Here is a 26,542-nt window from a genome sequence, read left to right on the forward strand (position 1 = left end):
CCGACGCCTACAAAGTGGGGTTATGTTTGACGTGCTGGATATACCGTGCCACCGCCGGGGCCTTTTCAAAGCGCCGGTAAATCAGCGACAGCCACGACGAGGCATCGCTGCCCTGGATGTTGCGGTATTGCACACCCGGCAGGCTGACATGCCCCACCACCGACTCCGGCACCACCGCCACGCCCTGCCCCAGCGACACCAGGGCAATCACCGCCACCAGGCCTCCCGGCTGCGGCCCCAGGCGCGGGGCATACCCGCCTTGCGCGGCCACCTGCAAGGTGCCGCTGATTTGCTCGGGCAGGATGAAGGTCTCGTTCTGCAAATGCTCGCAGGTGATCGCCTTCAAACCCAGCAGCCACGACCCCTGGGGCAACGCCAGGACAAAACCTTCGCTGCCCAGGCGTAGCGCCTCCACACCGTCGGGCAAGGTCATCGGTGAGCGAATATAGCCAATGTCGTAGCGCCCCTCGGCCACCAGCCCCGGCAACAGGGCCATGGGACTTTCCCGTACGCTGAGGCTGACATCGGCAAACTCTGCGCAAAATGCCTGGACCTGCCGTTGCAACACTCCCGAATACACCGCCGACGCGACATAACCCAACTCGATATGGCCGATCTCGCCACGCCCGGCGCGCTGTGCATTGCGCTGGGCAAACTCGAACTGGCGCACGGTGGCCTCGGCTTCGGCCAACAGCGCAGTGCCCGCCTCCGTCAGGCTGACGTCGCGCTGGCGGCGGATAAACAGGCGAGTGCCCAAGGCACGCTCCATATCCTGGATCTGCCGGCTCAAGGTGGGCGGGGCAATGTCCAACTGCTCGGCGGCACGCGTGAAGTTGCGGTGCCGGGCAACGGCCAGGAAGTAGCGGAAATGGCGTATTTCCATTGCAGGATTAGCTCAAAGGTAATGATGTGCTTCGCTTCGGCTAACAGAACCACTGGGCGCCGACGATAAGCTGACAGGATGCCCACAGTAGAGAGTCCTCATCATGTTCGTCAATTGCACCTTGCCTGTTGCCTTTCAGGTAATCATACCATGAGCCAGGTCAGCCCACGCCTTACCCTGTTGACCGCCTCTGGGGTCTGTTCGCTGATTGTCCTCGACACCAATATCGTCGCCGTGACCCTGCCGACTATCGCCCGCGACCTGGGGGCCAATTTCGCCGATATCGAATGGGTGGTCAGCGCCTATATGCTGGCGTTCGCCGCCCTGCTGTTGCCGGCCGGGAGCATTGCCGACCGCTTCGGCCGCAAGAAAACCCTGCTCTGGGGCCTGGCTATTTTTATCCTCGCCTCCCTGGGCTGTGGCGCCGCCCCCAACGTGCTGCTGCTGGATATTGCCCGCGCCGTCAAAGGTGTCGGTGCGGCATTACTGCTGACCTCAGCCCTGGCGTCCATCGGCCACGCCTTTCACGATGAACTGGAACGGGCCAAGGCCTGGGCCTTCTGGGGCGCCTGCATGGGCGTGGCGATGACCGCCGCCCCGACCCTCGGCGGCCTGATTACCCACTACACGGGCTGGCGCTGGATTTTCTACCTCAACCTGCCGGTGGGCCTGGCGTTGTTGGCGCTGGTCCTGCACGCCATACCGGAATCGCGCGACAGCCAATCGGCGCGCCTCGACCCCTGGGGCAGCCTGACCTTCAGCGCCAGCCTGTTGTGCCTGATCTGGGGGCTGATCGAAGCCAACCGGATCGGCTGGGACAACCCGCTGACCTATGCGCGGTTGCTCGGCGGCGCATTCCTGCTGGGTCTGTTTGTGTGGGTCGAGCGTTTGCAACGCCGGCCGATGGTGGACCTGCAGCTGTTCCAGTACCCACGGTTTATCGGCGCGCTGCTCGGGATGTTTGCCTATGCCGGTTGTGCCCAGGTGATGATGACGTTGCTGCCGTTCTACCTGCAAAACGGCCTGGGATTTTCTGCGATTGCCTCGGGTCTGGGCATGCTGCCGTTTGCCCTGACCATGCTGATCTGCCCGCGGATCGGCGCACGCCTGGCCAGCCGCTTCGCCCCGGCCACCCTGATGGCGAGCGGGCTAGCCCTGGTGGGCAGCGGCAACCTGCTCAGCGCCTGGGCCGTGAGTGTCGGCGGTTATCTACCGTTCGCCCTGGCGATTGCAGTGACCGGCGCCGGTGCCGGCCTGCTCAATGGCGATACCCAGAAAAACATCATGGCGTGTGTGCCGCGGGACCGTGCTGGCATGGCCTCGGGCATGAGCACGACCATGCGCTTCAGCGCGATCATGTTGGCGATCGGGGTATACGGGGCGCTGCTGGCCAGTCATAGCGAGCATCTGCTGCACGCCAGTCTCGGTGCACAATGGCAGGCGCAAGTACCGGGGATTGCCTCGCGGGTGGTGGCCGGGGACATGCCAGCGGCCATGGCGCTGCTGCCGGAATCGGCGCAGGGGCTGGTGCAACCCTTGGCATGGCAGGCGTTTGTCGGTGGGTTTGGCAGGGTGTTGTGGGTGGCGGGGCTGTTGAGCCTGCTGGGGGCGCTGGTGGTGGGCCTGCTGCTGAGGCATCCGATTCCCACACCCTGTAGGAGCGAGCTTGCTCGCGAAGGTCGTCAAGGATAACGCGGGTCTGCTGGATGACCGCGCTGGTCTTGAGTTTTTCGCGAGCAAGCTCGCGCCTACAGTGGGCCGTGTTACCAGAAGCGCTGCTGGGTCAGGCGGCTCCACCAGGCCAGCAGCACTCGGTCCACCGAGCCGCTGGCTGCCAGGCCCACCCGCTCCTGCAGGCTTTTACGCTCGGCATAGTGCAGATGGAACAGCTCGGCGGTCTTGGCCTTGGTGGCCAGGTATTCGTCACTGGTCTGCAGGGCGTCCACCAGTTGCTTGTCCAGCGCCGCGACACCCAGCCAGACTTCGCCGGTGGCCACTTCATCAATCGCCAGTTGCGGGCGATAGCGCGACACGAAGTTCTTGAACAGTTGATGGGTAATGTCCAGGTCTTCCTGGAACTTCTCCCGCCCCTTCTCGGTGTTTTCGCCAAACACGGTCAGGGTGCGCTTGTATTCGCCAGCGGTCAGCACTTCAAAGTCGATGTCGTGCTTCTTCAGCAGGCGGTTGACGTTGGGGAGCTGGGCTACCACACCAATGGAGCCGAGGATGGCAAACGGAGCACTGATGATCTTCTCGCCGATACACGCCATCATGTAGCCGCCGCTGGCTGCAACCTTGTCGATGCACACCGTCAGCGGCACGCCCGCCTCGCGGATCCGCGCCAATTGCGACGACGCCAGGCCATAGCTGTGGACCATGCCACCGCCGCTTTCCAGACGCAGCACCACTTCGTCCTTGGGCGTGGCCAGGCTCAGCAGCGCGGTGATTTCATGACGCAGGCTCTCGGTGGCCGAGGCCTTGATGTCGCCGTCAAAATCCAGGACAAACACCCGTGGCTTGGCCTCAGGGGTTTTCTTCTGTTTTTTCTCGGACTTGCCCTGGGATTTGCGCAGGGCCTTGAGCTGATCCTTGTCGAGCAGGGTCTGCTCCAGGCGCTCGCGCAGGCCCTTGTAGAAGTCATTGAGCTTGCTGACCTGCAACTGCCCGGCATTCTTGCGCCGACCCTTGCTGCGCAACGCCGCAAAACTGATCAGTACCACCAGAATGGCGACCACCAACGTAACGGTTTTTGCCAGAAAACTTGCATACTCAGCCAGAAACTCCATGGGACTCCTTACAGATACGGTGCGCCAAGCGCGGATCGCCCCAGCATACCGACGGGACCGCCGGGGAGCCAGAGCTGAAACCCCTTGAGACGGGCCTCTAACGAGCTTTTAAAACAAGCGTATGTTTTTTCATTGACAGCTTCCCGGCATCCTCATAACCTCGCCAGACTTTCAACGTACCGGGTGAACGGACGTGGGCAGCATCTATTTGATTCGACATGGCCAGGCCTCCTTCGGTGCAGACGACTATGACGTGCTGTCGCCCGTTGGTGTGCAGCAGGCGCAGATCCTCGGCAGCCACCTGGCTGACCTGGGCCTGACGTTCGACCGCTGCGTGTCGGGCGACCTGCGCCGCCAGCAGCACACCGCCAACGCCGCCTTCGAGTCCATCGGTGCCCAAGGCTTGCCGGTGCCGCCCCTGGAAATCGACAGCGCCTTCAACGAATTCGATGCCGACGCAATCATCCGCGCCCTGCTCCCGGACTTGCTCGACAGCGAGCCCGAAGCCCTGGAGATCCTGCGCAACGCCCCCCAGAACCGTAGCGAGTTCCAGCGCATTTTCGCCCTGATCATCGAGCGCTGGCTGAGCGGGACTTACGACACGCCCGGCCTGGAAAGCTGGCTGGGGTTTGTCGAGCGCGTCCGCGGTGGCTTGCAACGCCTGCTTGAGACTGCCGACAACACCCACAAGATCGCCGTATTTACTTCGGGCGGGACCATCACCGCCCTGCTCCACCTGATTACCCGCATACCTGCCGCCCAGGCTTTCGAGCTGAACTGGCAGATTGTCAACACTTCGCTCAACCACTTGAAGTTCCGTGGTCGCGAAGTGGCACTGGCTTCCTTCAACAGCCATACCCACTTGCAGCTGTTGAAGGCGCCGCAGCTCATCACCTTCCGATGAATTGCGGCCAACCGTGACCCCAAGGTCACTGGCACCACCCATAAAAGGATCGAACCATGACTGACGTAGCTAAAGCCGTAGAAGCAATGAAAGCCAAATTCAACCCAAGCGCCGCCGACGGCCTGGACCTGGTGTTCGGTTTCCGTATCGACGACACCAAGAACTTCTCGCTGATCGTCAAGAACAATACTTGCGAACTGCAAGAAGGCGAGAACCCAGACGCCCAAGTGACCTTGGTCATGGACGGTGAAACCATGCAAGGCATCGTCGACGGCTCCACCGACGGCATGCAGGCCTTCATGGGCGGCAAGCTGCGCACCGAAGGCGACATGATGCTGGCGATGAAGCTGAGCGAGCTGTTCCCGGCCTGATCCAGGGCAACCCTGGATTGACCAATCCCGCCTGCCCAGGCGGGATTTTTGTTTGCGCCTGTCGCGCTCATTCATTTGCAGAATGAAGTCCAGAGGAATCTTCGTTTGCGCCCACGGGCAACGCCCAACAAAATCTGGCTTACGGCCCATACCACCGTTATCGCAGCCAGGAATTTTTCTATGTCTACCCCGCGCCATATCAGCCCCGACGACATCCGCAAAGACTTCTCCAGGGCCATGTCCGACATGTACCGCGAGGAAGTGCCGCTGTATGGCGCGTTGCTGGAGTTGGTGGCCGAAACCAATGCCCGGGTGCTGGCGAACGATACCGACCTGGCGCAGCAACTGCAGCGCACCGGTGAAATCCAGCGCCTGGACAGGGAGCGCCACGGCGCCATCCGCCTGGGCACTGCCCTTGAACTGGCAACCATCAGCCGCTTGTTTGCGGTGATGGGCATGCAGCCGGTGGGCTACTACGACCTCACCCCGGCTGGCGTGCCAGTGCATTCCACAGCCTTTCGCGCAGTGCATGAAAGCGCCTTGCAAACCAGCCCGTTCCGGGTCTTCACTTCGCTGCTGCGCCTGGAGCTGATCGAAAACCTTGAACTGCGGGCCTTTGCCGAAGCCGCCCTGGCCAAGCGCTCGATCTTCACCCCGCAGGCCCTGGCCCTGATCGAACAGGCCGAAGCCGACGGCGGCCTCAATGCCAGTGATGCCCAGGCCTTTATCCAGCAGGCCCTGGAAACCTTTCGCTGGCACCACACCGCCACGGTCAGCGCCGCCCAATACCAACAACTCAGCGACCAGCACCGGTTGATTGCCGACGTGGTGGCCTTCAAGGGTCCGCACATCAATCACCTGACCCCGCGCACCCTGGACATCGACCGCGTACAAGCCGACATGCCCGGCAAAGGCATCACCCCCAAGGCCGTGATCGAAGGCCCACCCCGCCGCCAATGCCCGATCCTGCTGCGCCAGACCAGCTTCAAGGCCCTCGACGAAGCCATTGCCTTTACCGATGCCAAAGGCAGTCACAGCGCAAGGTTTGGCGAGATCGAACAGCGTGGCGTGGCTCTGACGCCCAAAGGCCGGGCGCTCTACGACCAGTTACTCAACGCCGCCAGGGACGAACTGGGCGCCTTTCCCAATGAAACCAACGCCCAACGCTACAGCGAACTGATGGAACAGCACTTCCAGGCTTTTGCGGATAATTACCGGGACATGCGCGAACAAGGGTTGGCGTTCTTTCGCTACTTTGTGACCGACAAGGGCCGCGTAGCCGATAAGAGCCCGCGACCCAATCTGGACGCACTGCTTGAGGCCGGTCACGTGGCGATCGAACCCTTGGTGTATGAGGATTTTCTGCCGGTCAGCGCGGCGGGGATTTTCCAGTCGAACCTGGGCGATACGGCGCAGAGTCACTACGCGGCCAACGCCAACCAGGCTGAATTTGAACAGGCCCTGGGCCGCCGGACCATTGATGAGTTGCAGCTGTATGCAGACACCCAGCAGCGCTCGATCGACGCCTGCCTGCAGGCGCTGCGCACCTAGAAAATAGAGTTCGCCCGACACCACAACGCATTCCATGCGCAGTCAACGTGCCCCAGGGTCGGGCGAACGGTTGGGATAATAGGCAGTGGCGGGACGGCTGTCCTTTGGTCAATTCTGAACAAATATGGACGCCTGCCAGCGCTGGCTAATGCCCCTTGGTCTGCTCCAGTTGTTCGACGATTTTATCTTTGATCAACAGGCGTTTCTTCTTCAGGTTCTCCACATCATCGTCATTGGCACTTGCGGATTCAGCTTCCAATACCTCCTTGTCGGCGACGTCATATTGGGTAAGCAATACATCCAACCGATGGTGGCTTGCCCGACGCTGCTGGACATCCTCCTTGCTCAACCCCAAATCCTGATAAAGATCATGTTTCACTGGCATGAAGTACCTCCGCAAGTTAATCAATGACTGGTACACCTTGAAACTAGCCCATCCATGGGTCTCTTGTCATGCCCAGGGTCAATTCCCCGGGCCGACATAGAAGACAACTAGCGCTGCGCAGGAATCCGGAGCTCACCACCACGGCATTGCGTCTTGATGCTCTGCGGGCAACCGGCCAAGCGCAGTTCCTTATTCAAGCAGACCCGCACCTCCGACAACACCTTGCCCTTGCAGATCACGGCCATGCCGTGGCGCCCCATGCTGGGGTTACTCTCGCGAAACAAGGCTTCAATGTCCCTGGCGGCGAGTGGGCCGGGCACATTGAAGGGCTGGAACGCCTGCGGAATCTGCACCACGCCCAATGCAGCATCGGTCTTGTCCAAATAGTCGGACGCCTCCAGACCACTGCATGTGCCGTGTTTGGCCCATTCATGCTTGAGCAGTTTTTCGGTGACGAACAATGACATGCCCTTGGCCATTTCTTCGGCCGACAACCGTGACTGCGGCAGGCAAGAGGCTGGCCACCCGCCCCGTGCATATTGTGGCCACAGGCCATGCAGCACAAAGCCGTAACCCTTGCCGATGCACTGCTGGTCCTGCGGATGGGTCAGGCAAAAAGTCGGCGACCAGGACAATGCCAACACATAAAAATCAAAGTCGCCGGCTTGCCCCTGGTTACGCGAGGCGGCGCCTGCCTGCGTAGCCAACACCAGGCACAGGGCGATCCAGGCGGTTTTCCATTTCATCGAGCTAATCCTTCTTTAAAGTGAACGGCCAGTGTTCTGAACCTCCGCCCCAACTGGTAGTCAGGCAACGCGCCGCCGCGCAGCAGAAAGCGCAACAGCTCCAGGCATCAAGGCTTGCGCTGCAACACCCGATCCATGATCCGGTCGGTCTTCAGGGCCTCGATCGCCAGGGCCGGGTGCACGCTCTCGCCGCGGATATGCGCGTTCATGCCCAACACGTGGTGCCACTGGATATGGGGGTGATGGGCAATGTGCAGGGTCTCGCTGACCTCGGCTTCCAGTTGCAACGGCTGCTCGTCGAACACTGAAAAAGTGATACGCCCCTGGCTGCCAATCAACTGGACCCGATCCTCGCGACGGTCGGCGACAAAGTTCCAGCAGCCCATCCCCAGCGCGCCCGAACTGAAGCTCCAGCAGGCGGTAACGGCATCTTCCGCCGCATAGCGCCCGGCCTGATGTGCGGTGTAACCCGTGACCTCGACGATATCTCCCGCCAGGTACTGGAACAGGTCGAAGCCATGGCTGGCCAGGTCGGCAAAATAGCCACCCCCGGCAATCGTCGGGTCGGTACGCCAGTTGCTGGTTTGGGTATCGGTCGGCGACGGCGGCTTGCACAACGTCCAACTGAGGTGCCGCAACTCGCCGATGCGCCCCTCTTGCAGCCAGGCGCGCACCTGCTGGAAGCGCGGCAGGGAGCGGCGGTAATAGGACACAAACAGATGCAGCCCGGCGCGTTCGAAGGTGCGCTGCATCAATGCGCTCTGTTCAGCATTCAGCGACATCGGTTTCTCGACGCAGCAATGCTTGCCCGCCGCAGCCGCCAGCAGGCTGTATTCCAGATGGCTGTCAGGTGGCGTAGCGATGTACACCGCATCCACTTCGGGGTCATTGACCAGTGCCTGGGCATCCGTGTAGGTCCGGGCAATCCCGTGGCGTACCGCATAATCGCGCACCACTTCCTCGCGCCGCCCCATCACGGCCACCAGGGCCGAGCCTGGCGCTTTGTAGAAGGCGGGTCCACTCTTGATTTCAGTAACACTGCCACAACCGATCATGCCCCAGCGGATGGTGCTCATCTGACTTTCCTTCATCAGTATTCTTTCAGTCGGGCAGTATCGGTGTTTTCCTGTGCGGCCTCCAGCCTCCCCCCATAAAGACCCAGCATGACAATTGCATTACACTTTTATGACAAGCATCTAGCTGCGGGGCACAGACGATGAAAATACGCGCAACGGTGATTTGCGAGCACGAGGGGCACATTCTGTTCGTGCGCAAGGCCAGGTCGAAATGGGCATTACCCGGTGGCAAGGTCGAGCGCGATGAGCGCCCGGTCGGCGCGGCCGAGCGTGAACTGCAAGAGGAAACCGGGCTGAACGTGGATGGTTTGCTGTATCTGCAAGAATTAAAGGCCAGTGACACACTGCATCACGTGTTTGAAGCCTCGGTGGTGAACATCGACCAGGCCAGGCCCTGCAATGAAATCATCGATTGCCAGTGGCATGCCTACAGTGCCTTGGAGCAACTGGACGCAACCGATACCACCAAACAGATTGTCCGCTCGTTTCTGCGCAGGCTCTGATACCTAGCCGAATGCCGCAAACCCACGGCGCCCGGCCGCAAGCTCGGTGCGCAGTTCGCCGATCAGGTTGGAGATGGCACGGATGCTGTCCAGGCCCTGGGGCGACACGCCGGTCAACAGCAGGTCCACACGACCGGACTCGGGCTCGAAGACACGGATCGTCAAAAAACCCTGGGGGTTGACGCTACAGTCGCACGACAGCGGGACAAAACCGGACGCCATGATGCGGCTCAACTCAACGATCGGAATCATCCTGGACACCCTTGCTCGCACATGACGCGATAGACGTGATTCATACAGGGTAGGTCAGGTTGTGCAGCGCGTGTGAGTAATCCTACGAAAGTGTTAGCTACCCCACACTTTTCCCCGACGGCGCTGGTGCATTGGCGCCAGAAAAACCACGAGCATTCAGGTATGAAGGTCAAATCCCGGGCAAAAAAAATCCCAAGTAGCTGATGGACACTTGGGATTTAAAAATGCATAAACCGTGGGAGGTGAACGCCCGGGCATAATAACCAGCGAGACAACTTGTAACAAGTTGATTAATAGCCTTTCGTCGGATTAAAACAGCGCTAAGTCATTCAATAACCACACATTTTTTATGGAGCATGACTTCCTCAGTGCTACTTTTTGGTGCAACTTGCAAACTTGCCAGGTTAAAACCTTAATAACTATCAGGTTAATGAACATCCATGAACGCAGTTGACGTTTGTGTAGGCGCCGGCTTGCCGGCGAAGCACCTGAGAGCAACGCGGGGGACCAGACACCCCGCGTTATCGTTGACGTTTTTCGCGGGCATGCCCGCTCCTACAAGTATCTATTTGCGCGCCAACTTGTAACGCACGCACTCTTCATAAAAGCTTGCGCGAACGGCCGTAGGCTTGAGTCGCGAAGGGCTGTCATAGGTCTGCTCGGTGATGCCCATGGCCATCATGCGCATCCAGGACTTGTCGAACTTGTACCGCTGGATCTTCTGCCGCGCCGCATACAATGAAACGCCGGCCAACTTCAGTTCCTGGGCCCTGGCCGCCGTCCCCGCCCCCCAACTGCACATGTACCGATCCCCTTCGCGCAGCGCCTTGCCCTGGGCCACCGTCGTCCCGCTCGCCAGGGCCAAGGCAATCAGCGTGATTTTTACGTTGCGCATTGGCATCCCACCTAACCACCTGAAAATAAAAGTGATTTTGGCGAAACATTGGCGACGTGGGGGCCAGCAAAATGCCTTCTCGATACATTTGAGCAAAACCCTTGCCCGCTGCAATAAAAAAGGTCAGCTCGATAATGAACTGACCTTTTGAGACGGCATTGCTACGCAGGGCGTTTTTTCAACTTACCACTGATACGTCGCACTGGCCTGCACCGTACGCTGCGAGCCATACCAGCACCACGAGTACGAATAGCAGGACGCGACGTACTCTTTATCCGCCAGGTTGGTGGCGTTCAGCGCCAGGCGCAGGTTGTCGCCCAGGGTATTGATGTGCGGGATGTCGTAGTGCACCGCCGCATCAAACAAGGTGTAGCCCGGGACCTTCAAGGTATTGGCAGTATCGCCCCAGGACGAGCCGACGTAACGTGCGCCCGCACCTACGCCAAACCCTTTGAGGTTGCCGTCGTGCAAGGTGTAGTCGGCCCATACCGAGGCCGTGTGGCGCGGTACAGCATAGGTGGTGGTGCCCTGGGTCGGTACGGCCGGGCCTACGCCAATGTCGGTGATCGGCGCGTAGCGCACGGTGCTGTTGGATTTGCTGATGCGGTTATCGAGGTAGGCATAGGCCGCCGTGATATCCAGATTGTCGTTAAGGCTGGCCTTGCCTTCCAGTTCGAAGCCACGGGAGCGCACTTCACCGTCCTGTACCTGGCAACGACCACTGCCACACAGATGAGTGGGGTCCGGATCCATGGTCGGTACGTTGTTCTGGCGCAGGTCGAAGATAGCGGCGGTGATAAAGCTGTTGCTGCCTGGCGGCTGGTACTTGATGCCGATTTCGTACTGCTTGCCTTCGGTCGGCTTGAACACCGAACCGCCGTAGCCGGTACCGGTTTGCGGGGAGAAGGATTCGGAATAGCTGGCGTAGGGCGCCAGGCCGTTATCGAAGAGGTAGACCACACCCAGGCGGCCAGTAAAGGCTTTGCTGTCCAGGGAGGATTTGGACTTGGCGCCAGTCTTGAGGGTCAGCGTGGTGTTGTCGGTACTGGCCCAGTCATAACGGCCGCCCATCAACAGTACCCACTTGTCCCATTTCATTTGCTCTTGCAGATACACCCCGGTCTGCTCGCTGCGAGACGTGGCGTCAGTGGTGAATGCCGGCGTCTGCACTGGCACACCGTATACCGGGTCGAAGATATCCAGGTCCGATCCCTTGCCATAACCGGCCTTGGTATCGACGCTGGTGTTCTGGTAATCAAGCCCCATCAACAGCGTGTGCTGCACCGGGCCGGTGTCGAACTTGCCTTGCAACTGGTTATCCAGGTTGTAGGCGTCCATATCGACATCGGTGGCGATGGTCGAGCGGCTCATGGTGCGGTAATCGGCCTGCAGATTATTGCTGTAGATACTGCGATAGATCCCTTCGCTGCGCATATAGCGGGCGTTCTGGCGCACGGTCCAGACATCGTTGAAATGATGCTCGAAGGCATAGCCGATGGAGTAATGCTCGCGATCACTCTTCTCGAAGTTTTTCTCGCCGTCATAGAAATCCACATCAATCTTGCGCCCGAGCGGGCTGTGCAGCACCGACCCCCAGGCCGGGACCGAACCGTAGGACGCACCCTTGGGGTCCTTCTGGAAATGCCCGAGCAAGGTCAGCGAGGTGGCCTCATTCGGACGCCAGGTAAAGGCCGACGACAGGGACTGACGACGGGTCTCGGTGTGTTCGACCTGGCCGTCGGCATCATCGAACAACCCGGCGACGCGATACGAATAAACCCCTTGCTCGTCCAGCGGGCCGCTGAGGTCGAAGGTGGTGCGCTTCTTGTTGAAGGTGCCGTACTCGACGCCCACTTCATGGAACGGCGTATCCAGCGGGCGCTTGGTGACCATGTTGATCACACCGCTGGGGCTGCCCTGGCCGTACAACACCGATGCCGGGCCGCGCAGGACCTCCACGCGCTCCAGGTCAAAGGCATCCTTTTGCGGCGAGGCATCGCGGCTTGACGCCACGCGCAAACCATCCAGGTACGTCACCGGCGAGAAGCCACGGATGGTCAACTGGTCCAGGCGCGAGGCAGTGGCGCCACGGGTTTCCGGGACGACCGCGGCGCTGTAGCGCAGGATCTGGTTGAGGCTCTCGGCATTCTGCGCACGCATCTGGTCCTTGGTGACCACCGAGATCGATTGCGGGGTCTCGATCAACGCGGTGTCGGTCTTGGTGCCGGACAGGCTGCGCGTGGCGACATAGCCGGATACCGGGCCGATCGGGCTTTCGCTTTGATAGGCACCGCTGATGGTCGTGGCCTGTAACTCCACAGAACCGTCCGCCTGGGGGATGGGCTCGATGCGGTAGCGCTTGGCAGACAATGCCTGGGCACGTAGACCGCTACCCGCCAGCAATTGGGCCAGTGCTGCGTCGCTGCTCAACTGCCCGCTCAAGCCACTGCTGCGCTTGCTGCGGGTCAAGGCCGGATCAAAGGCCAGGGCCAGCCCGGCCTGTTCGGCAAAGCCGTTGAGGGCCTGGCTCAGGTCACCGGCAGGGATCGAGAAATGGCTGCCTTCATCAGCCCATGCCGTGTGAATGGTCAGGGGCACAGCGGCAAAAGCCAGCGCCACTGACAGCGCCAGCGGGTGCAACGGACGAGCAAAGCGTGACATGAGAGGTCCTGGAAAATGGAGTTCTATATTCCATGACGGCCATGTCGGGAAATCGGGTATGAATGAGCAGCCTTTTTATTTGAATGGGTGTTTTCAGCCCGCTCAGATGGGTTTGACCACCACCATCAGGTCAGTGAAATACTCCACCTTGATCGGCAGGTTATCCGCCAGGGTCGCCAGCGCCGCGTCGCTGTCATCGAGCTTGAACACACCCGACACACGCATGCCTTGCAACGCCTGGGGATCAAAATGCACCACGCCATGGCGATAGCTGGCCAGGGTCTGCAGGACTTCGCTCAGCGGCCGATCATCCACCGTGAGCAAGCCTCGGGTCCAGGCAGCCGGGTCGCTGTTGCCGACCGGTTGTGCCGGCTGCGCACGGCCCTGCTTGAGGATCGCACGCTGGCCTGCGGTCACTTTCACCGCTTCGCTGTCGTTGCCTTTGGCGGCCACTGTTGACTCGATCACCGTGACCACGGTCGAGCCGTCCACTGCACGCTGAACCAGGAAACGCGTACCCAGTGCCGTTGCCGTGCCCTGGTCAGTGCGCACCATAAATGGCCGTTGCGCGTCCTTGGCCACTTCGACCCACATCTCGCCCTTGAGCAATTCGATCACACGCTGGCGGCCATCGAATTTCACGTCCAGCGCCGAGTTGCTGTTGAGCTGCACCTGGCTACCATCGGCCAGGACAACCTGACGCCGCTCACCGACGCTGGTACGTTGGTCGGCTGTCCACACCGGCAGTTGCTCAACACCCAGCCAACCGATAACCAACACACCCAGCAACGCCAGGGCTTGCCCACCTCGCACGGCGTACCCGGATTTACGTGGAACAAAGGCCTGATTCAACGCCAGGCGTGCCGGCTCGGCAGGCAGTTCATCAAGGCTGCCCCACAGCGATCGCATGCGCTCGAAAGCCACCCGATGGCGTGGGTCGGTCTCGCACCACGCCTCAAAGGCCTCGCGGTCGATAACGCTGACGTCCTCGTCATTGAGCAGCGCCAACCAGCGCGCCGCCTCACTGACAATCTGCTCGGTGGATGTCACAGCGGGTCGGCGCCGTGCAGCGTGTGGTAGCAATGCACCAGCGCGCTGGAAATGTAGTTTTTCACCGTGCTGGACGACACCTGAAGCTGGGCGGCGATTTCACTGTAGGTCAGCCCGTCCAGGCGGCTGAGCAGGAACGCCTCGCGAGCCTTGTCCGACAGACCGGCGAGCATCAGCGCAATGCGCTCCAAGGCCTGCAGCGCCACATGAATGGTCGCCGGGTCAGGCATGCCGGCGTCTTCGTATTGGATGGCCAGGGCTTGCATGTAGGCTTTCTCGATCTTGCGCCGTCGCGCGCCGTCAATCAGCAGGCGTCCGGCTGTGGTCGCGAGAAATGCCCGGGGCTCTTGAATGTTGTGGGGCTCGGCCAGCAACAACACCCGTACGAATGCATCCTGGGCCAAGTCCGCCGCATGCTGTGAGCAGCCGAGTTTCTTGCGCAGCCAACCGTGCAACCAGGAGTGGTGGTCGCTGTAGAGCGCGGTGAGTGTCTGCTGGCGGCGGGCGATATCACATTCGGCCACAGGAAAATCATGCATGCGCAAAAAATTCTCAAACAAGAAAGATTACCAATCGCGCAAACGATGACAGCAAAACGATAGCAGGGCAAGGGCCCGACGATGGCGCCTGGCTATAAGTTTAGGAGCCTTAACGCAGGCTCCAGGAAACCCCGGCATACACGCCCATGCCATCGCCCGGCGTCGAGCGCGCCATATCACGGCCTTGATCGTCATAACCCGGGGTCACGGTATTGGCGTAGCGCTGGTTGGTCAGGTTGCGCAGGTCGACCCAGGCTTGCCAGTCCTGTTTCGGTGCGTCGTAACCAACGGTGGCGCCCAATAAGCCATAGGCTGACGCGTAGTAGGAGTTGGCATAGTCCACCGCCACCCGCGAGGAATACTCACCATTGAGGCTGCTGAAAAAACCGCTGGGATGGCTGTAGCGCAACTGCGCCTGGTAATAGTGCTTGGGGATGCCAGGCAGCGTGTTGTCGCCAAAGCGTGGGTCGTCGCGGTAGTGGAAGTTGCTGAAGGTGTAGGCCTGGCGCAGGGCCAGGCGGCCGGCATTACCACCGTCCCACAGCGGGCTGGTGAGGCTCAGTTCCAGGCCCTGGTGGATGGTCGGGCTGGCATTGGACTCGGCAACCACCTGCGAACTGTTGAGCGTGGCCGCCTGGGTCTCGACGCTGAGCAGTTCATGGCGCACCAGCGAGTGATACAACGCCAGGTCCCACTGGCCGAACCAGGCTTCGCCGCGCCCGCCCAGTTCCAGGGTGGTGGCGGTCTGGTTTTGCAGTTCCACGCCTTCGCGGGTCAGGCCCGCCTCCGGCCTGCCAGAGTCTTTCGCAAAGAATTTGTTCGAACCCCAGATCATCGACCAGGCATGCGGCGGCTCGACCGAACGGCTCAAGTTGCCATACACCTGCAACTGCGGGTTGAAGTCATAGCGCAGGCCCACGCGCGGGGCGTAGTCCCAGTCGTGGGTACTCAAGGGGGCACGGGTGTCGGGATAAGTGACTTCGGTTTCGCGGCGGGTGTAGATCGCCGCCAGGCCGGTAGTCAGCCACAGGTCGGGCAACAGTTCCAGGTCGTTGCTCACGTGCAACACCGTATCCGAGCCCAGGTAACTGTAGTCACGGGTCTTGGTGCCGGGAGTGAAGTTAGCAGTGGTGCCGGCGGGTACACGCACGTACTCGGACACACCGTTATTGGGCAAACCCTGGGTGGTGCGCAGGCCGACGATGGTCTTGCTGTCGCGCCCCAGCAGCGTGTCCTGACGGATGTAATTCAAGGTGCCGCTGATATCGCTGTATGCCACCTTCAACCGGTTGGTGCCTTCGCGCAGGTCCATGGGGTAATCGTGGTAGACCAGCCCAGCCTCTACCCGAGAGTTATCGTCCAACTGCAATGTGGTCTTGTTGGCGATCCAGGTAGACCCCGGCTGCAAGCGCTTGGAGTCGCGCGCCAGGTTGACGGCATTGGCCCTACGCGGGCTGTGCTCGATCTGCTCGCGCGTGAGTTTGCCGGGGCTGTCGTTGGCGGTTTCGCGGTAACGGAAATAGAAGCGGGTTTCCAGGTCCGGGTTGAATCGGTAGCCGAAGTTGGCCGCCACACCCTTGCCACTGCCGGCGCTTTGTTGCTGGAAGCCATCGTAGTCAGAGTCGGTCAGGCTGATGTAGTAGTCAGCATCGCCCAGCACTTGCCCGGAGCTGATTTCCCGCTGGGCGTAACCATGGCTGCCAGCTTCGTAGCGCACGCGCAACTTGGGGGCATCGTAGCCGGTGTGGGTCACATAGTTGACCGCACCACCCAGGGCCAGTGCGCCCCGGTCAAAGCCGTTGGCGCCGCGCAGCACTTCGACCCGACTGAGCCACAACGGGTCCTTGAGTTCGTAAGGTGTGCCGCCGGGGCCGGTAAGTGGCAGGCCGTCGATGGTTTCATACAGGCCGGAGGCGTGGCTGCCGGGACCACGGTTGATGCCCGAGCCGCGAATGGAGATTTTCACCCCTTCGTTGTTCGCCGCCTTGGCGTAGATGCCGACCTGGTACTTGAGTACATCTTCGTTGCTGCTGACTCGCCCCTGCTCGACGCTGGCCATGTCAATGTAATTGGTCCCACCGGGCACCTGCCGCAGTTGCGCCTGGGCCGCCTCACCTTCGCTCAGCTCGCTGCTGGTGACTTGCAGCGGCGCCAGCTGCAGTGCCTCCTGGGCCTGGGCCAGGTGACTGAATGTCAGGGCGACGCCGAAAGGAAGAAGCAGCAAAGGTTGTCGCAGGCGCATGGGCCGAATCCTGGAAAAGTTCAAGCGTTGGAAGAACCAGGGGTACGGTAGGTCACGTCTGTTTTTAAGTCCAAAATAGAATTAATAAATGCTAACTCAGTATTTAAGGAAATAAGCTGCACGCAGTAATGTGGAGCAACCGAGTCACCACCGTCACCCGAGACTGCCCCATGTCGATATCCGCCAACGTCATTGATTTCACCCTCCACCGCAAGCGCCGCCAGGCACGTGCAGCGGCCGAGCTGATGTGGGCAATGTACGCGGCGCGTGCCGGGCTGTCGGGATTCACCTTGCAGACCAGTAACGCATCCAGCGATACACGCCGGGCATAAGGCCGATGAGTTTTCTCCAGGCCCTTCCCGAACGGCTGCCTCCCACCGCTCAACCCAAGGATTGCGCCACCCGCGACGACGATGCCATCAGCCAGTGCGTCGCGCATAACCTGCAGCGCCTGCGCAGCAAACGTTACTTGTCCCTGGATGCGCTGGCCCGCGCCTGTGGAGTAAGCCGGGCGATGCTCGCGCAAATCGAGTCCGGACGCAGTGTGCCGTCGATCAAGGTGCTGTGCAAAATCGCCAAGGGCCTGAAAGTATCGGTGGCGGCGTTCCTGGAAAACCGCTCGTTCGAAGGGGTTGAATTGCTCCCCGCCCACCACAGCAAACGCCTGGTGAGTGCCGATGGTACGTTCGTCAGCCGTGCATTGTTTCCCGACGACATGTCACGCCAGTCGGAGTTCTATGAGATACGCCTGAGCGCGCGCGGTGAAGAGGTGTGCGAAGGCCGCAGGCCAGGAATCCAGGCAAACCTGGTGGTCGCTCAGGGCGTGCTGGAAGTCAGCGTCAACGAGGAGCGATACTTGCTGTCCACCGGCGACTCGATTCTGTTCTATGCCGACCAGCCCCACCGCTACCGCAACCCGGCAGACAGCGATGCGCTGGCGTTCCTGGTCATCATCCACCCCGAACGCCTGGACTGAACGCAAAAAGCCCCGCCTGAGCAATCAGGCGGGGCTTTTTCATGCCCGCGAACAGCCTGTCAGCAGGTGCAGCACATCATCGGCATGCCGTTGCAACTCATCATCATCGGCATGGCGCAGTCATTCATCATTTTCTTCATCAGCATGCAGCAGTTGTCCATCATCGCCATGCTCATGCCGGGCATCGGCATCATCTTGCAGGTCATGCCATCGGCTTGCAGGGTGCATTCCATGACGCACTTCATCATCGGCATCGACATCCCCATCGGCATGTTCATCGCCGGCATGTTGTTCATCATGGCCATGGTGTCTTGCGACATGCACATCATCGACAGATTGGCACACTGCATCATCATCGGCATGCCGCAGTTCATCATCATCACCATCATTTCGGCGTTGTTCTTGAACATCGCCATGTCCATGCCGGCTGCCGGTTTCATCGTGCACATCATGGCATCACCGGTCATTTCACACTGCATGGTGGCCATCATCATCGGCATGCCCATCATCGGCATCATCGGCATCGCGTTGTTCATTGGCATCTGCATGGCATTCATCATGTTCGAAACTCCGTAATCGACAGGAAAGGACTAAATTCTGGGGCCGATTCTAGAGATGACACACGGCGGTGCAAGACGCTGGCCGAGCAGCAGAAATAGACGTCAGACCGTCCGATTATCATTTAAGACAGACTGTAAAAGCGTGGGAGCAGACAAATGCTTGTTATTGCATCCACTCCCGATGCAGCGACCTGAAAATAGCAGCGATGGATATTCACTGGAGTGCTATGTACCTTCGATAAGGAAATAAACGATCTAACCCTTGTGAAAATAAGCGCCTGATGCAGGCTGGCGCGCAATACTGCGGTACTGTGCGGAGCTCGATCGTCGTTCCACTATCGCCATTTTTTTAAGGCCGACTATTTTTATGCGTCTGATGAATGTTGCCGGCGTATGCCTGCTTTCTTCGGTACTGATGGGCTGCCAACAGCACCCACCCGCCAACGACCAACTGGATGCAGTGCTGTGGACCCAGACCTCCATCGAGCATGAGCTGATCTATCGCCAGGTGTTCGCCGACGCCACCCGCCAGCTCGACGTGGCCCTGGCCACCAAGGACTGGGACGCCCTGCCCTTTGCCCCACGCAACCTGGCCGGCCTGCCGCCGGCGGTGATCGTCGATATCGATGAAACCCTCCTGGACAACGTGCCGCTCAATGCCCGGGACATCGTCAACAACCAAGTCTACTCCTATGACCGCTGGAACACCTGGGTCGACCAGGCCAAGGCCCAGGCCCTGCCCGGCGCCGTGGCGTTTTTGCAGGCGGCCAAGCAACGCGGGATCAAGGTGTATTACCTGACCAACCGTGAGCACAGCCAGGTCCAGGCCACCGTCGACAACCTGCGTTTGCGCGGTTTCCCGATAGAAAACAATGAGCAGGTGCTGGCAGCCGCCACCCCGACCGGCCATTGCGAACAAGCGGGCTACGGAAAGAACTGCCGACGCCAATGGGTCGCCAGCCAGGCGCGAGTGCTGTTGATGGCCGGTGATTCCCTGGGGGATTTCGTCCAGGCCGAACACAACACCCTGGCCGCCCAGCGTCGGGCGGTCGAACCCTATGCGGGCTGGTTCGGCCAGCGCTGGTTCCTGCTGCCCAATCCTACCTACGGCAACTGGTACAGCGCGCCCTATGGCGACCGCGAAGAGATACCGTTTGCGCAGAAGCGCTTTTTCAAGCGTGAGGCCCTGCAGTTGCAGCAATAACCCGCTTTATATAGGAGTCGGCTTGCCGGCTCTTGCCGCAGAGCAAAGCTGCTCCGTAACTCTAGTTTTTAATATTTTCGCGAATGTTCCAGCCAAACTTCACCGGCCCTCCGTCCTTTGCGCCTTCTGCTTTTTGAGGCTGGTAACTCACTTCCACCTTGGCAAAATTCAGCGCGAGACTCTCATACAAAATATCGCTGTTATCGTCAGTACGCACGTCATAGGAAGTAACCATGACTTCCTTCAACACAATGACCAGATACTCCAACGAATTGGGGCCGCCAGCCTTACGCACCACGAGTCTCGCTTCTGGATAATGTGTGCCGCTGGCACAGGCCATCATCAGGTTAGGCGTGGATCTATCCAGGGCCTTCTTGAGGTTCAAGTTAGCGACGTTGACTTTGCCTGATCCGCCCCCCGTACCGCTATGCATGGAGCCCGATTGGGACAGGCCCCAGGCCCAGTGGGTAATCTCGATTTCATCACGATGCATCTGGTCCCGTGATTCACCCTTGATATCTCCCAACCTCAAAAACATGTCAGTTGCCATAGTTACTCCCTGTCCTGGTGTTCGCCGGTAGCGGCAAGGAGCGCACCTTTTCCTATTCAGGATGGCGCCTGCAAGACACCAAAATCGATATGGGAAGCACCTTTCAGCATAAAGGAACTTTTCTGACATTCATCCACGACGACGCATCTTTAATCTCACGGGCCTCATGAAAGCCAGGAGTTAAGGAATGACTTCGTCCCCGCTCAGAGATGGGTTTCCTTCAGCCCATCGCATCACACGTCAACAGATTGAAGGCAGCGTTGACCTGCGCCGACTGTTCTTCGCTATTGATGCAGACCCGCAGCTGATCGGTGCGGGAGTTATCTATATAGATGCTCAATTCAACGTAGTCACCTTGCGTGAGTTCCAGCCTATTTGCAGTGTACTGCCAAAAAAGCTGGTGTTACGTGAGGCGCCCCGACATGTCGGGCCATCAGAGTTCAAGCGGATGCTGGAGCATGAGCCTCGGCAATCGGAACTGACCGCGCTCGCACTGAATACAGCAATGACATGCGCCGGTGCGCTGCTCAGTTGGGCAGTGATTACGAGTGGCTTTATTCTGATGCCGTTCACTGCCGGAACCAGTGCGGTGATTTCTTTTCTTGGGCAGGCGGCGGCAGTAGCAAGCACCACTCAGTGTATTGCTGGAGCCCTTAGAACAGGAATTGAAGCTTATGCACCAACACTTAATGATGTTCTAGATAGCGAAGCCTGGTACCAGGCCGTGATGAATATACTGGATGGCATTGCCGTGCTGGGCATTGCGGCATCAGCTTTGACCACAATGAAGGTGGTCAACATGACCACAAAAGCAACCGGAAAATCCCTGCGCCAAGCGCTCAGAGGGCTTACCCGACAGGAACGAATAAAACTGAATAATGAGTTGCTCAAAATTCAGGATCCACGGTTGACGCCGAAACTACTCAAGTTAAAACAGGCCACAGGAAGTCTACCAAAACGCATCAGTGCCACAGAAATCCAGGCGCCCACCGCAAGCCATATTCGAGACGCCATGGCCGCAACCCTTGGCTTGGGCAGCAGCGCAATGTCTGGGAACATCAACACATTAGCTATTGGCATCTATGAAGAAGTAATGCCATGAGCCGGCAAAGGAGACTAGACCTGAAAAAGTCTAAAGGCCGGAAAACGCTCTACGACTCCAATTTTTTTATTGAAGATCCATGGCCACTCCTCAAACGTTATATGCCGGTTATAGGGGGCGACCTCCTTGTCGGGTGCTTCTCGATTGCTATAACCACCGTCTTAGTAACGGTGACCTACCTCTCTACACTCCCAACGGTTCTGCTCTCCCAGATATTTTTTTTCGGTAGCCTGGGGTCGGGCCTGATATTTACGATCGCTAAATTCAAAGTTCTGTCCGGTCGAACTCATTGGGTTTGGATAAGTACCGGAATTTACTTCACGTGCCTGCTGATATCTCTTCCGGCAATCATCTATCGCCCAAGCCTTTACCTTTACCTCATGGCGCTCGTTGGGCCGCTAGCAGGCCTGCTGATTCTCAACAGCAACCGGTGCAAGGAAATGCGCAAAAAGATGGTTGAAATCCGCAATAAGCGTGAAGAGAGAGTCGTCACCCTCAAAAAACAAGGCAAATGGAAGTGGTGGTAGAGCCAGGGGTTACACAGCCGTCGCCTGGCGATACTGACGCGGCGTAAAGCCGGTCAACGCCTTGAACTGCCGGGTAAATGCACTGACACGCGGGTCACGTACAAACCTGGGCGATTAGGCTAATGTACTGACCCTGAGTCCCATTCACTTTTAAGGCCGAGTCTTTCACGCGTAATCCTACTTTCGCCAGTATCTGCCTGTTTTCTTCGCTATTGGTCGGTTGTCAGCAGTACCCACCCACCAACGACCAACTGGATGCCGTGCTCTGGACCCAGACCTCCATCAAGCATGATCTGATCTATCGCCAGGTGTTCGCCGACGCCACCCGCCAGTTCGACGTGGCCCTGGCCGCTTTTTCAAGCGTGAGGCCCTGCAGTTGCAGCAATGACGATCAAATCTGGGTCAGCCACCATAAGTACTGACATCACCAGGTAGAGGAAGCTGCATACCGGAGTGCGTTGAAAAGTCTTTACGCGATATGACCCCCTCAAGTTCCGTGGAACTATGTTGCCGTCGACACCACAGATGCTATCAAGTCAATGACGAACACAAGCATGGATTAGGATTGCGGACTTTCCGGGCCCAGCTAAAAACTGCAACAGCCTAATCATTATTACGTCAGTGTCGACAAAAGCAAAACAGTTCAGAGGCTGTACTATGAAAATATCACACAGACCACCTGCCACCCCCTTTAACGCCACACAACATCAACCATCATCCAGCAATGGATCTTCTGTCGGGGTAAAAAAGCAAGAGCGTGACTTTTCAAACACCCTGACGATATCTGAAATAAAAAATCCAACACTGGGAGTATTCCCTGAAAAAAAGGAGCTATCAAAAAACTACCCAATTCTAAGCGATCGGAATATAACAGTTTCTCGCGAACTGAAGTGGGTATATGAAGCGCCTAAAACCAAGGTAGAAAAAGATCGCCTGGTGATAGAAACCACAAGTCATGCAGACACTGTTCACGTAAAAAAAGCAAGCAATAAAAGTATTGATATTATTATCAACGGCAAGACCTACCATATAGACAGTCAGCAGCGTGATCAGAAAATCCCGGAGATCCATATTAAAACCCTCGGAGGCGACGACCACGTCTGGGTCGATCCTGATGTCAGTGAACGGATGCTCATCGAGACCGGGGATGGTGCTGACTATGTTCAGGCCGGAAGTGGTTATACGCGGGTGCTGGCGGGTGCCGGCAACGATACGGTGCGACTTGGCAGCGGCTTTGGTTATGCCGAGGGCGGCAAGGGAGATGATGTACTGATTGCAGGCCGCGGAATGGGTGCACTGTACGGAAATGATGGCAAGGACAGAATGTTTGCAGGCTACTTTGGCAACACACAAAGAACCTATATGGATGGTGGGCGTGGCAATGACGAAATGTACGCAAAGGGTGGGCGTACTATTATGCACGGCGGCCTGGGCAATAACTTTATAATGAGTTGTGGCGGTAGCCATATCTATACTGGGAAAGAAAAAAACCGGGTTATCTCACTCAGTGATACCGATACGATTTTTGCCAAGACAGATGATACTGTCCAACGCACTTCCGGCTCTAAACTGGTAGAGGCCAAATACTCTGACGCAGGGCACGCGGGCTTGAAAGTTTCAGGAACCCCTGAATTCAAACAGCGGATTGCAGATGACTTTGAGCTACTACGCCTATCACCCACAGGGCAAAAAATGCTGATGGAGCTTGATGAAGCCTATCGGCGCAATACTGCGTCTGACGGTGATACACCGAGGGCTGAAATATACAACGTGGAGACCGGGCAATTTGAAGAAGATCAACCCATCGAGATCAAGCAAGCAGACGATGATGACGGGCACTTCTTTTTCCGGGACATAAACGTCAACCCTTCATACTTGGGGACCAAGCCCCAGACATTTCCAATCAGTATTTTATATCATGAAATGGCCCACGCTTATAACGCTGTAAACAAAAGTGAATTTAAAGGAAAAACCAAGATCAATGATGGACCTAAAGGTTTAGAAGATAATATAGAGCGTCAAGCCGTCGGTTTATGGACGAACGAGTCATTCGACTTCGACAGAGACCCGTCCACACCGCCTACATTTACCAACCCAAAGCCATTCACGGAAAACGGCCTTCACGAAGAAATGGGTGAGCCCCTGCGCAAGGCGTACCACATTGAGAATGTTGTTTGAAGGTCAAAGGTTAACTTGTCGCCTGGCGATACTGACGCGGCGTAAAACCAGTCAACGCCTTGAACTGCCGGGTAAATGCACTGTGGTCGGTGTAGCCGCACTGCAAGGCCACCTCGGTGATCGGCAACTCGGTATGCAGCAGGCGGTGGGCATGCTCCAGGCGCACTTTCTGGATCATCTGCCGGGGCGTCAGGTGGAACACGCGCTTGCAGTAACGCTCCAACTGCGCCACGGACGTACCGGCGATGCGCGTCAGCTCACCCAGGGTCACACGTCGGTTGAAATGGGCGCGGATGTATTCGTCCACAGCAGCCAAGCGCTGATAGGCCGGGTGGGTTTCGCTGGCCGATTGCAGGTCGACCGAAATGCCCGCCAGGCCGATGATCGCGCCTTCGTGGTTGTACAACGGCCATTTATGGGTCAGGCACCAACCGGGTTCGCGGCTGCCGTACAGGTGCAACTCCAGTTGGTCCTCCAGCACCAGGCCCTGTTCCAGCACGCGCCGATCCTGTTCGGTATAACCCGGCCCCAACTGCGCGGGAAACACCTCGGCGCTGGTTTTGCCCAGTAGCGGCCGGCGGTCTTTCAAGCCGCAACGCTGCACCAGCGTGCGGTTGGCCATGACGTAGCGCGCCTGCACGTCCTTGATAAACATCGTCGCATTGGGGATCACGTCAAGCATCGGCAACAGCATGGCCACGCCCGCCAGCAGCTGTTCGAGGCTGTGTGGCCGCTGCTCGCCGCCTTGGCAAAGGGTTGCAAACGCGTTCTGCATCATGCCGCTCACCGCCTCATTGATCGCCTCGCAAGGCCAGCAGATTGCCCGATGACCATGGCCCTGTCGAGTCTGGCAATTGTGCTGAATTCGTCATTGATCGCCACGCAAAACATCAATCGCCAGCGGGTCGATGGGTTCACTGTAGCGCCACTGCATGCCTATCCAATAACCCACAAGAAGGCGCCGCTATGTCAGCCCAAGGCAAGTTCAAGAAACAGCTGTCTCTGATCGACCTCACCTTTATCGGACTGGGAGCCATCTTCGGTTCCGGTTGGTTGTTTGCCGCCAGTCACGTGTCGTCCATCGCAGGCCCAGCGGGGATTTTTTCCTGGTTGCTGGGCGGCTTTGCGGTGCTGTTGCTGGGCATTGTCTACTGCGAATTGGGCGCGGCCCTGCCCCGTGCCGGTGGCGTGGTGCGCTACCCGGTGTATTCCCACGGCCCGCTGTTGGGCTACCTGATGGGCTTTATCACGCTGATCGCGTTCTCTAGCCTGGTGGCGATTGAAGTGGTTGCTGCACGGCAATACGCCGCCGCCTGGTTTCCCGAACTGACCAAGGCGGGATCCAGCGATCCCACCACCCTGGGCTGGCTGCTGCAGTTTGGCCTGCTGTGCCTGTTTTTCGTGCTCAACTACCGCAGCGTGAAGACCTTTGCCATCGCCAATAACCTGGTAAGTCTATTCAAGTTTGTCGTGCCGTTGCTGGTGATCGGCGTACTGTTCACCTTCTTCAAGCCGGCCAATTTTCACTCCCAAGGGTTCGCGCCGTTCGGCCTGTCAGGGATCGAAATGGCGGTGTCTGCCGGTGGGGTGATTTTTGCGTACCTGGGGCTGACGCCGATCATTTCGGTGGCCAGCGAAGTGAAGAATCCACAACGCACCATTCCCATTGCCCTGATCCTTTCGGTGCTGCTGTCCACGGCCATTTATGTGTTGTTGCAAGTGGCCTTCCTCGGCGGCGTGCCCACCGAAATGCTCGCCAACGGCTGGGCCGGGATCAGCAAGGAACTGGCGCTGCCCTATCGTGATATCGCCCTGGCATTGGGCGTGGGCTGGCTGGCCTACCTGGTGGTGGCCGACGCGGTGATCTCCCCCAGCGGCTGCGGCAATATCTATATGAACGCCACGCCACGGGTGATCTATGGCTGGGCGCAGACTGGCACCTTCTTCAAGATCTTCACCCGTATCGACAAAAAGTCCGGCATCCCGCGTCCGGCGCTGTGGCTGACCTTTGGCCTGTCGGTATTCTGGACCCTGCCATTCCCATCCTGGGAAGCGCTGATCAACGTGGTATCCGCCGCCCTGGTATTGAGCTACGCGGTGGCCCCGGTATGCGTCGCCGCACTACGGCGCAATGCCCCGGACATGCCGCGCCCGTTTCGGGTCAAGCGGATGAATGTGCTGGGCCCGCTGTCGTTCATCATCGCCGCGCTGATCGTCTACTGGTCGGGCTGGAACACCGTGTCCTGGCTGCTGGGCCTGCAAATCGTGATGTTTGTGGTGTACCTGCTGTGCCGTCGCCTGGTGCCGACCCAGCACCTGAACATCGCCCAGCAAGTGCGCTCCAGCGCGTGGCTGATCGGCTTCTACGCGGTGACCATCGCGCTGTCCAAGCTCGGCAGCTTTGGTGGCCTGGGCGTGCTTACCCACCCGTTCGACACCGTGGTCGTCGCCGCCTGCGCACTGGGCATCTACTACTGGGGCGCAGCCACCGGCGTGCCTGCGCACCTGGTTGAACTGGAACACGAAGACGACGAAAGCGAAGCCGTGCTGCCCGCCACCGGCCTGCATCCGGCCAACGCACAACTGGCCAATCACTAAGGA

At 58.8% G+C, this 26,542-nt stretch carries 26 protein-coding genes and 1 pseudogene; 14 read left to right on the forward strand and 13 right to left on the reverse strand.

Going from position 1 to position 26,542, the window contains the following annotated elements; translation table 11 throughout:
- Positions 1–7: 7 nt before the first annotated feature.
- Positions 8–883, reverse strand: a complete 876-nt coding sequence (locus BFQ03_RS26490) for a LysR family transcriptional regulator (protein WP_065944354.1) — start codon at positions 881–883, stop codon at positions 8–10.
- 150 nt (positions 884–1,033) lie between these two features.
- On the opposite strand from BFQ03_RS26490, the gene BFQ03_RS26495 reads away from it, so the two are divergent.
- Positions 1,034–2,575 carry an MFS transporter gene (locus BFQ03_RS26495; protein ID WP_065944355.1) on the forward strand — a complete coding sequence of 514 codons (1,542 nt, stop codon included), beginning with the start codon at positions 1,034–1,036 and terminating at the stop codon, positions 2,573–2,575.
- Between the two features lie 71 nt (positions 2,576–2,646).
- Here BFQ03_RS26495 and sohB read toward each other — a convergent pair whose 3' ends face one another.
- A complete protein-coding gene (gene sohB, locus BFQ03_RS26500; RefSeq protein ID WP_032857249.1) occupies positions 2,647–3,669 on the reverse strand; it encodes a protease SohB in 1,023 nt (340 codons plus the stop codon).
- A 193-nt stretch (positions 3,670–3,862) separates the two neighbouring features.
- On the opposite strand from sohB, the gene BFQ03_RS26505 reads away from it, so the two are divergent.
- The 3 genes from BFQ03_RS26505 to BFQ03_RS26515 all read left to right on the forward strand — a co-directional run bounded on the left by BFQ03_RS26505 (position 3,863) and on the right by BFQ03_RS26515 (position 6,495).
- On the forward strand, positions 3,863–4,573 hold the full coding sequence (locus BFQ03_RS26505; RefSeq protein ID WP_065944356.1) for a histidine phosphatase family protein: 711 nt from the start codon (positions 3,863–3,865) through the stop codon (positions 4,571–4,573).
- A gap of 56 nt (positions 4,574–4,629) precedes the next feature.
- Complete coding sequence (locus tag BFQ03_RS26510) at positions 4,630–4,944, forward strand: SCP2 sterol-binding domain-containing protein (protein ID WP_032857254.1); 315 nt, start codon at positions 4,630–4,632, stop codon at positions 4,942–4,944.
- Between the two features lie 180 nt (positions 4,945–5,124).
- Positions 5,125–6,495, forward strand: coding sequence for a 2-oxoadipate dioxygenase/decarboxylase HglS (locus BFQ03_RS26515; RefSeq protein WP_065944357.1), 1,371 nt, complete (start codon positions 5,125–5,127; stop codon positions 6,493–6,495).
- Between the two features lie 145 nt (positions 6,496–6,640).
- Here BFQ03_RS26515 and BFQ03_RS26520 read toward each other — a convergent pair whose 3' ends face one another.
- The 3 genes from BFQ03_RS26520 to BFQ03_RS26530 all read right to left on the reverse strand — a co-directional run bounded on the left by BFQ03_RS26520 (position 6,641) and on the right by BFQ03_RS26530 (position 8,702).
- Complete coding sequence (locus BFQ03_RS26520) at positions 6,641–6,880, reverse strand: DUF465 domain-containing protein (protein WP_032857259.1); 240 nt, start codon at positions 6,878–6,880, stop codon at positions 6,641–6,643.
- A gap of 107 nt (positions 6,881–6,987) precedes the next feature.
- Complete coding sequence (locus BFQ03_RS26525) at positions 6,988–7,626, reverse strand: ribonuclease T2 family protein (protein WP_032857261.1); 639 nt, start codon at positions 7,624–7,626, stop codon at positions 6,988–6,990.
- Positions 7,627–7,733: 107 nt separating this feature from the next.
- Positions 7,734–8,702 (reverse strand): Gfo/Idh/MocA family protein, encoded by a 969-nt coding sequence (locus BFQ03_RS26530; protein ID WP_065944358.1) that lies wholly within the window; start codon positions 8,700–8,702, stop codon positions 7,734–7,736.
- 140 nt (positions 8,703–8,842) lie between these two features.
- On the opposite strand from BFQ03_RS26530, the gene BFQ03_RS26535 reads away from it, so the two are divergent.
- Positions 8,843–9,205: an NUDIX hydrolase gene (locus BFQ03_RS26535; RefSeq protein WP_032857264.1), complete on the forward strand. Its 363-nt coding sequence runs from the start codon at positions 8,843–8,845 to the stop codon at positions 9,203–9,205.
- Positions 9,206–9,208: 3 nt separating this feature from the next.
- Here BFQ03_RS26535 and BFQ03_RS26540 read toward each other — a convergent pair whose 3' ends face one another.
- The 6 genes from BFQ03_RS26540 to BFQ03_RS26565 form a co-directional block, all read right to left on the reverse strand.
- Positions 9,209–9,457, reverse strand: coding sequence for a DUF1652 domain-containing protein (locus BFQ03_RS26540; RefSeq protein ID WP_032857266.1), 249 nt, complete (start codon positions 9,455–9,457; stop codon positions 9,209–9,211).
- 565 nt (positions 9,458–10,022) lie between these two features.
- Positions 10,023–10,352, reverse strand: a complete 330-nt coding sequence (locus BFQ03_RS26545; protein WP_032857268.1) for a hypothetical protein — start codon at positions 10,350–10,352, stop codon at positions 10,023–10,025.
- Between the two features lie 183 nt (positions 10,353–10,535).
- A complete protein-coding gene (locus tag BFQ03_RS26550; protein WP_032857270.1) occupies positions 10,536–13,013 on the reverse strand; it encodes a TonB-dependent siderophore receptor in 2,478 nt (825 codons plus the stop codon).
- A gap of 102 nt (positions 13,014–13,115) precedes the next feature.
- The gene (locus BFQ03_RS26555) at positions 13,116–14,063 is read right to left on the reverse strand and encodes a FecR family protein (RefSeq protein ID WP_032857273.1); all 948 of its coding nucleotides are present in this window, start codon (positions 14,061–14,063) and stop codon (positions 13,116–13,118) included.
- Complete coding sequence (locus tag BFQ03_RS26560; protein WP_065944359.1) at positions 14,060–14,602, reverse strand: sigma-70 family RNA polymerase sigma factor; 543 nt, start codon at positions 14,600–14,602, stop codon at positions 14,060–14,062. Before BFQ03_RS26560 ends, BFQ03_RS26555 begins: the two co-directional genes overlap by 4 nt.
- 109 nt (positions 14,603–14,711) lie before the next feature.
- Positions 14,712–16,844 carry a TonB-dependent receptor family protein gene (locus tag BFQ03_RS26565; protein WP_065944360.1) on the reverse strand — a complete coding sequence of 711 codons (2,133 nt, stop codon included), beginning with the start codon at positions 16,842–16,844 and terminating at the stop codon, positions 14,712–14,714.
- Positions 16,845–17,014: 170 nt separating this feature from the next.
- Here BFQ03_RS26565 and BFQ03_RS30370 point away from each other — a divergent pair, with 170 nt between their 5' ends.
- The 4 genes from BFQ03_RS30370 (at position 17,015) to BFQ03_RS26580 (ending at position 19,584) form a co-directional block, all read left to right on the forward strand.
- Positions 17,015–17,176, forward strand: a complete 162-nt coding sequence (locus tag BFQ03_RS30370; RefSeq protein WP_167360822.1) for a hypothetical protein — start codon at positions 17,015–17,017, stop codon at positions 17,174–17,176.
- A gap of 5 nt (positions 17,177–17,181) precedes the next feature.
- On the forward strand, positions 17,182–17,820 hold the full coding sequence (locus tag BFQ03_RS26570) for a helix-turn-helix domain-containing protein (protein WP_032857280.1): 639 nt from the start codon (positions 17,182–17,184) through the stop codon (positions 17,818–17,820).
- Between the two features lie 66 nt (positions 17,821–17,886).
- Positions 17,887–18,396, forward strand: coding sequence for a hypothetical protein (locus BFQ03_RS31125; protein ID WP_032857281.1), 510 nt, complete (start codon positions 17,887–17,889; stop codon positions 18,394–18,396).
- A 351-nt stretch (positions 18,397–18,747) separates the two neighbouring features.
- Positions 18,748–19,584 (forward strand): 5'-nucleotidase, lipoprotein e(P4) family, encoded by an 837-nt coding sequence (locus tag BFQ03_RS26580; protein ID WP_065944361.1) that lies wholly within the window; start codon positions 18,748–18,750, stop codon positions 19,582–19,584.
- A gap of 61 nt (positions 19,585–19,645) precedes the next feature.
- Here BFQ03_RS26580 and BFQ03_RS26585 read toward each other — a convergent pair whose 3' ends face one another.
- Positions 19,646–20,134: an Hcp family type VI secretion system effector gene (locus BFQ03_RS26585; RefSeq protein ID WP_065944362.1), complete on the reverse strand. Its 489-nt coding sequence runs from the start codon at positions 20,132–20,134 to the stop codon at positions 19,646–19,648.
- A 187-nt stretch (positions 20,135–20,321) separates the two neighbouring features.
- Between BFQ03_RS26585 and BFQ03_RS26590 the strand changes: the two genes are divergently transcribed.
- The 4 genes and pseudogenes from BFQ03_RS26590 to BFQ03_RS26605 all read left to right on the forward strand — a co-directional run bounded on the left by BFQ03_RS26590 (position 20,322) and on the right by BFQ03_RS26605 (position 23,941).
- Positions 20,322–21,236 carry an Ssp4 family T6SS effector gene (locus BFQ03_RS26590; RefSeq protein WP_065944363.1) on the forward strand — a complete coding sequence of 305 codons (915 nt, stop codon included), beginning with the start codon at positions 20,322–20,324 and terminating at the stop codon, positions 21,234–21,236.
- Positions 21,233–21,763 (forward strand): hypothetical protein, encoded by a 531-nt coding sequence (locus tag BFQ03_RS26595; RefSeq protein WP_032857288.1) that lies wholly within the window; start codon positions 21,233–21,235, stop codon positions 21,761–21,763. The genes BFQ03_RS26590 and BFQ03_RS26595 overlap by 4 nt, the downstream gene beginning before the upstream one ends.
- Before the next feature lie 191 nt (positions 21,764–21,954).
- Positions 21,955–22,113, forward strand: a pseudogene (locus tag BFQ03_RS31130) (acid phosphatase); the annotation flags it as partial.
- 307 nt (positions 22,114–22,420) lie between these two features.
- A complete protein-coding gene (locus BFQ03_RS26605) occupies positions 22,421–23,941 on the forward strand; it encodes a M91 family zinc metallopeptidase (RefSeq protein WP_083204918.1) in 1,521 nt (506 codons plus the stop codon).
- A 10-nt stretch (positions 23,942–23,951) separates the two neighbouring features.
- On the opposite strand, the gene BFQ03_RS26610 is transcribed toward BFQ03_RS26605, so the two are convergent.
- On the reverse strand, positions 23,952–24,719 hold the full coding sequence (locus BFQ03_RS26610) for an AraC family transcriptional regulator (RefSeq protein ID WP_175403921.1): 768 nt from the start codon (positions 24,717–24,719) through the stop codon (positions 23,952–23,954).
- Between the two features lie 188 nt (positions 24,720–24,907).
- Between BFQ03_RS26610 and BFQ03_RS26615 the strand changes: the two genes are divergently transcribed.
- Entirely contained in the window at positions 24,908–26,539 is a 1,632-nt protein-coding gene (locus BFQ03_RS26615) for an APC family permease (RefSeq protein ID WP_065944365.1), read from the forward strand.
- Positions 26,540–26,542 lie beyond the last annotated feature (3 nt).

It is taken from the genome of Pseudomonas sp. 25 R 14, from assembly GCF_900004755.1.
GTDB classification, from domain to species: Bacteria; Pseudomonadota; Gammaproteobacteria; order Pseudomonadales; family Pseudomonadaceae; genus Aquipseudomonas; species Aquipseudomonas brenneri.

Coding starts and splice junctions, on each gene's coding strand:
- BFQ03_RS26490 (WP_065944354.1), bottom strand. CDS start 883: ATGGAAATACGCCATTTCCGCTACTTCCTGGCCGTTGCCCGGCACCGC.
- BFQ03_RS26495 (WP_065944355.1), top strand. CDS start 1,034: ATGAGCCAGGTCAGCCCACGCCTTACCCTGTTGACCGCCTCTGGGGTC.
- sohB (WP_032857249.1), bottom strand. CDS start 3,669: ATGGAGTTTCTGGCTGAGTATGCAAGTTTTCTGGCAAAAACCGTTACG.
- BFQ03_RS26510 (WP_032857254.1), top strand. CDS start 4,630: ATGACTGACGTAGCTAAAGCCGTAGAAGCAATGAAAGCCAAATTCAAC.
- BFQ03_RS26515 (WP_065944357.1), top strand. CDS start 5,125: ATGTCTACCCCGCGCCATATCAGCCCCGACGACATCCGCAAAGACTTC.
- BFQ03_RS26520 (WP_032857259.1), bottom strand. CDS start 6,880: ATGCCAGTGAAACATGATCTTTATCAGGATTTGGGGTTGAGCAAGGAG.
- BFQ03_RS26525 (WP_032857261.1), bottom strand. CDS start 7,626: ATGAAATGGAAAACCGCCTGGATCGCCCTGTGCCTGGTGTTGGCTACG.
- BFQ03_RS26530 (WP_065944358.1), bottom strand. CDS start 8,702: ATGAGCACCATCCGCTGGGGCATGATCGGTTGTGGCAGTGTTACTGAA.
- BFQ03_RS26535 (WP_032857264.1), top strand. CDS start 8,843: ATGAAAATACGCGCAACGGTGATTTGCGAGCACGAGGGGCACATTCTG.
- BFQ03_RS26540 (WP_032857266.1), bottom strand. CDS start 9,457: ATGATTCCGATCGTTGAGTTGAGCCGCATCATGGCGTCCGGTTTTGTC.
- BFQ03_RS26545 (WP_032857268.1), bottom strand. CDS start 10,352: ATGCGCAACGTAAAAATCACGCTGATTGCCTTGGCCCTGGCGAGCGGG.
- BFQ03_RS26550 (WP_032857270.1), bottom strand. CDS start 13,013: ATGTCACGCTTTGCTCGTCCGTTGCACCCGCTGGCGCTGTCAGTGGCG.
- BFQ03_RS26560 (WP_065944359.1), bottom strand. CDS start 14,602: ATGCATGATTTTCCTGTGGCCGAATGTGATATCGCCCGCCGCCAGCAG.
- BFQ03_RS26565 (WP_065944360.1), bottom strand. CDS start 16,844: ATGCGCCTGCGACAACCTTTGCTGCTTCTTCCTTTCGGCGTCGCCCTG.
- BFQ03_RS30370 (WP_167360822.1), top strand. CDS start 17,015: ATGTCGATATCCGCCAACGTCATTGATTTCACCCTCCACCGCAAGCGC.
- BFQ03_RS26570 (WP_032857280.1), top strand. CDS start 17,182: ATGAGTTTTCTCCAGGCCCTTCCCGAACGGCTGCCTCCCACCGCTCAA.
- BFQ03_RS26580 (WP_065944361.1), top strand. CDS start 18,748: ATGCGTCTGATGAATGTTGCCGGCGTATGCCTGCTTTCTTCGGTACTG.
- BFQ03_RS26585 (WP_065944362.1), bottom strand. CDS start 20,134: ATGGCAACTGACATGTTTTTGAGGTTGGGAGATATCAAGGGTGAATCA.
- BFQ03_RS26590 (WP_065944363.1), top strand. CDS start 20,322: ATGACTTCGTCCCCGCTCAGAGATGGGTTTCCTTCAGCCCATCGCATC.
- BFQ03_RS26595 (WP_032857288.1), top strand. CDS start 21,233: ATGAGCCGGCAAAGGAGACTAGACCTGAAAAAGTCTAAAGGCCGGAAA.
- BFQ03_RS26605 (WP_083204918.1), top strand. CDS start 22,421: ATGAAAATATCACACAGACCACCTGCCACCCCCTTTAACGCCACACAA.
- BFQ03_RS26610 (WP_175403921.1), bottom strand. CDS start 24,719: ATGATGCAGAACGCGTTTGCAACCCTTTGCCAAGGCGGCGAGCAGCGG.
- BFQ03_RS26615 (WP_065944365.1), top strand. CDS start 24,908: ATGTCAGCCCAAGGCAAGTTCAAGAAACAGCTGTCTCTGATCGACCTC.